Annotated in this window: 4 protein-coding genes; 3 read left to right on the forward strand and 1 reads right to left on the reverse strand. The window is 62.2% G+C overall.

All coding sequences use genetic code 11. The annotated features are described in order from the left end of the window. The first annotated feature begins 138 nt into the window (after window positions 1-138). Both ACLFQI_RS12275 and ACLFQI_RS12280 read left to right on the forward strand, forming a co-directional pair. Window positions 139-366, forward strand: coding sequence for a hypothetical protein (locus ACLFQI_RS12275; protein ID WP_410759735.1), 228 nt, complete (start codon window positions 139-141; stop codon window positions 364-366). Between the two features lie 66 nt (window positions 367-432). Continuing rightward, complete coding sequence (locus tag ACLFQI_RS12280; RefSeq protein ID WP_410759737.1) at window positions 433-711, forward strand: hypothetical protein; 279 nt, start codon at window positions 433-435, stop codon at window positions 709-711. Window positions 712-1,054: 343 nt separating this feature from the next. Here the strand turns inward: ACLFQI_RS12280 and ACLFQI_RS12285 are convergent, their stop codons facing one another. After that, window positions 1,055-2,977 (reverse strand): propionyl-CoA synthetase, encoded by a 1,923-nt coding sequence (locus ACLFQI_RS12285; RefSeq protein ID WP_410759739.1) that lies wholly within the window; start codon window positions 2,975-2,977, stop codon window positions 1,055-1,057. A 398-nt stretch (window positions 2,978-3,375) separates the two neighbouring features. On the opposite strand from ACLFQI_RS12285, the gene ACLFQI_RS12290 reads away from it, so the two are divergent. Next, on the forward strand, window positions 3,376-3,726 hold the full coding sequence (locus ACLFQI_RS12290; RefSeq protein WP_410759741.1) for a hypothetical protein: 351 nt from the start codon (window positions 3,376-3,378) through the stop codon (window positions 3,724-3,726). Window positions 3,727-3,883: the final 157 nt, after the last annotated feature.

Raw genomic sequence — 3,883 nt, forward strand, 5'->3', positions numbered from 1 at the left:
GGGCAGAATCCCTTTGAGGTCCTGCGTCAGGCGCTAACGGCCTGAGTAGTTACGTTCCTCAAACGCCCCGAGCGCATTGAGGCGCTGGGCCTGATCCTGCTCATCGCGCTGCTCATCTGGCGCCTCATGGAGCAGGTCATGCGCACCACGCTTAAGGCTGAGGAGACCACCGTGCCCGGTTGGGATCACAAGCCGACCGCGCGTCCCAGCGCCTACATGCTCACCTGGAAGTTTCGTGGTGTCATGGTGCTGTGCATCGGGCAGACACACCCGCTACACCAACCCTTATCCCCGACCCAACAGGCCTTCTTGAGGGCGCTGCAGATACCGGAGGATCGTTTCATCCAGCCCAGTACCGCTGAATAAAAGCCGATGGAAAATAGGAGACTTTGCTGGCGTTAGGAGGCGGAATGTCCGCTGCAGGATCAACCGTTGGATGATCTGCTGGGTGACCTGGAGGGCGATCTCGGCTCGGTGCTGCTGGAGCGCTATGCGCAGCTGAACCAACAGCAACCGTTCAAGCCCGGCGATCTGGTGTGCTGGAAGCCGGGGCTGAAGAACCGGCGGGTGCCGGCCTATGGCACGCCGGCCGTCGTATTGGAGGTCCTCGATCCGCCGATCCCGGACAGCGAGCGCGAGAGCGGCAGCGCCTATTTCCGCGAGCCGCTGAGTCTGGTGTTAGGGCTGTTCTGGGATCAAGACCCGGGATGAGGGGATTTCGTCATCTTTCACTTCGATGGGCGGCGGTTCGAGGTTTGGAACCCCAAGACGGCCTGAGGGCGGGGCCAGAGCATCTGATCCCCGGATGATCCAGCCCGCTTAGCGCCCGGCCCGCGCCACTTCAGCCCCGCCCCGCTGGGCGGGGCTGGCGAGGTCGAGGTGCAGACCCCGAAGTCGATCAATCGGCTGCGACCGCAAGGCTCGGGCAGCGGCTTCGTGCATGGCGACCTCCTGCAGCGAGGGGTCGCCATTCCGGTGCTACAAGTCCGTCCGCTACCTGATGCGCCGCTCCCTCACCAGCGACCTCGGCTTTTGAACGAATCCGCTCGACGCATCAGCGCGCATAGCCCATCGCCCGCAACGACTGCGCGATCTCGTCGAGAATCGCCGGATCATCGATGGTCGCCGGCATGGTCCAGGTCTCGCTGTCGGCGATCTTGACCATGGTACCGCGCAGGATCTTGCCCGAGCGCGTCTTCGGCAGCCGCGAGACGATGGCGACTCGCTTGAAAGCGGCGACCGGACCGATCTGATCGCGCACGCGCCCGATCAGCTCGGCGTTCAGCTCGGCGACGCCGCGCTCGACGCCGGCCTTGAGCACCACCAACCCGAGCGGCAACTGCCCCTTGAGCGCATCGTGCACGCCGATCACCGCGCACTCGGCGACATCCGGATGGCTCGCCAGCACCTCCTCGATCTGCCCGGTCGAGAGCCGGTGTCCGGCGACGTTGATCACGTCATCGGTGCGGCTCATGATCCAGATGTAGTCGTCGGCGTCCTTGAAGCCGGCGTCGCCGCTCAGGTAGTAGCCCGGATGCCGGCTCAGATAGGCCTCGCGAAAGCGCGCGTCGTTGTTCCAGAGGGTCGCCAGGCAGCCCGGCGGCAGCGGCAGCTTGATGCAGATGTCGCCCATCTCGCCGGGCGGACGCTCCTCGCTGCGATCGTCGAGGACGCGCACGTCGTAGCCGACCATCGCCTGGGTCGGCGAGCCGGCCTTGATCGGCAGCTGCTCGATGCCGAGCGGATTGGCGGCGATGGCCCAGCCGGTCTCGGTCTGCCACCAGTGGTCGATCACCGGCTTCTCCAGCAGCACCTCGGCCCAATGCAGGGTGTCCGGATCGCAACGCTCGCCGGCCAGGAACAGGCTCCGCAGGCCGCTGAGATCGTAGCGCGCCAGATGCTCGCCCTTGGGATCGTCCTTCTTGATCGCGCGGATCGCGGTTGGCGCGGTGAACATGACCTTGACGCCGTGTTCGCTGACCACGCGCCAGAATGCGCCCGGGTCCGGCGTGCCGACCGGCTTGCCCTCGTAGATCAGCGTGGTGCAGCCGGCCAGCAGCGGCGCGTAGATGATGTAGCTGTGGCCGACCACCCAGTCGACATCGGAGGCGGCCCAGAACACGTCGCCGGCGTGCGCGTTGTAGATGTTCGCCATCGACCAGTGCAGCGCCACGGCATGGCCGCCGTTGTCGCGCACCACGCCCTTGGGCCGGCCGGTGGTGCCGGAGGTGTAGAGGATGTAGAGCGGATCGGTCGCCGCGACCGGCACGCAGGCGGCCGGCGCGGCCGCCGCCAGCGCCGCGTCCCAGTCGAGATCGCGTCCCGCTTGCAGCTCGGCGAGGAGTTGCGGGCGCTGTTTGATGATGCAGGCCTCGGGCTTGTGCGCGGCCTGCTCGATGGCGGCGTCGATCAGCGGCTTGTAGGCCACCAGTCGGTTCGGTTCGATGCCGCAGGAGGCCGAGAGCACCAGCTTGGGCTGGCAGTCGTCGATGCGGGTCGCCAGCTCGCGCGCCGCGAAGCCGCCGAAGACCACCGAATGGATCGCGCCCAGGCGCGCGCAGGCGAGCATCGCCATCGCCGCTTCCGGGATCATCGGCATATAGATGATCACCCGATCGCCGTGACCGACGCCTTGGGCGGCAATCGCACCGGCGAGCGCCGCGACCTGATCGCGCAGTTGGCGATAGCTGAGGCGTTGCACCTGGTCGGTGACCGGGCTGTCGTAGATCAGCGCCAAGCGCTCGCCCTGGCCGGCGTCGACATGGCGATCGAGCGCGTTGTAGCAGGTATTCAGCCGCCCGCCCGCGAACCAGCGCGGGACCGGCTGAGCGGCGCGATCCAGCACCTGCTCCCAGCGTTGCTCCCAGTGCAGGCCGTCCGCAGCCTCGGCCCAGAAGGATTCAGGTTGTTCGATCGATCGCTGATAGATCTCGGCATAGGTGGGCATCAACAAGCTCCCCCAGTTGGTGATAGGCATGTTCTGGCGATGCCTCCGGGCATGCCGCGGTCGGTAACGACCCGTCCTCGCCGGGCCGCGACCCGATGGAGTCTAAGGGATTCAGGGATAATCAGCATCCGCACTGACAACCTGCAATCACCACAGGCTCTATCTCGGTCGAGGCTTGCATCGGATCGGCTCGGACCGGATCATCGTCGCTTGCGGGGGTACGCGTGAAGTCTTGATCTTCGGTTAGCAAAACCCTGCGGCCTACTCAACTAATTTGAGTTTCATCTTACAAAACCAGAGTTGCATGGATAGAATTTCGAGATTTCGCAGATGAGACGTAGATCATGACCACTCTGCAGTTATTGGCATCTGGGGATTTTATGCGTTAACATCAGATGCTCAGGCATGAAGAAATTTTGGAGTTACCCATGGCAGAAGTCCGCAACCTAATCGAATCCCCTGTACCGCTAGATGAAGCTTACAAAATGGCTTTAAAACGCGCTCAAAAGCTTGGTTATAATATAACACAATCAGTACCTAACCAGATAATAAGAGTAGAAAAAACTGATCGACATGCTGTATGGTGGATCGCTGTGATAGTCGGTTTTCTTTTCTACATTATCCCGGGAATTCTTGTCCTTGTTTTTTGGAAACCAACTCAATATTGCGAGCTTAGTTTCGATGACGAAGAGGGCGAAAAAAAGACATCCATTATTGGAAAAATCAATGGAGAGTTTGGGCATGGTTATTTCAATCAAGTTGCCGCACAGCTTACATAAGCTTGAAGGTAGTGTTCTGAAGCTGTAGATTTGATCGTCACGGCACTGAAGCACCGACATGATTAAATTAGGTACGGTACACATACTCAAAACGCTACCACTGAGCCGAGCGACACGGCTCACCAACGCGGCCAGTGCGCGCTCAGTGGCTCGGTGG

The sequence above is a fragment of the Halochromatium sp. genome, from assembly GCF_046541315.1.
In the GTDB taxonomy this organism is placed as follows: Bacteria; Pseudomonadota; Gammaproteobacteria; order Chromatiales; family Chromatiaceae; genus Lamprobacter.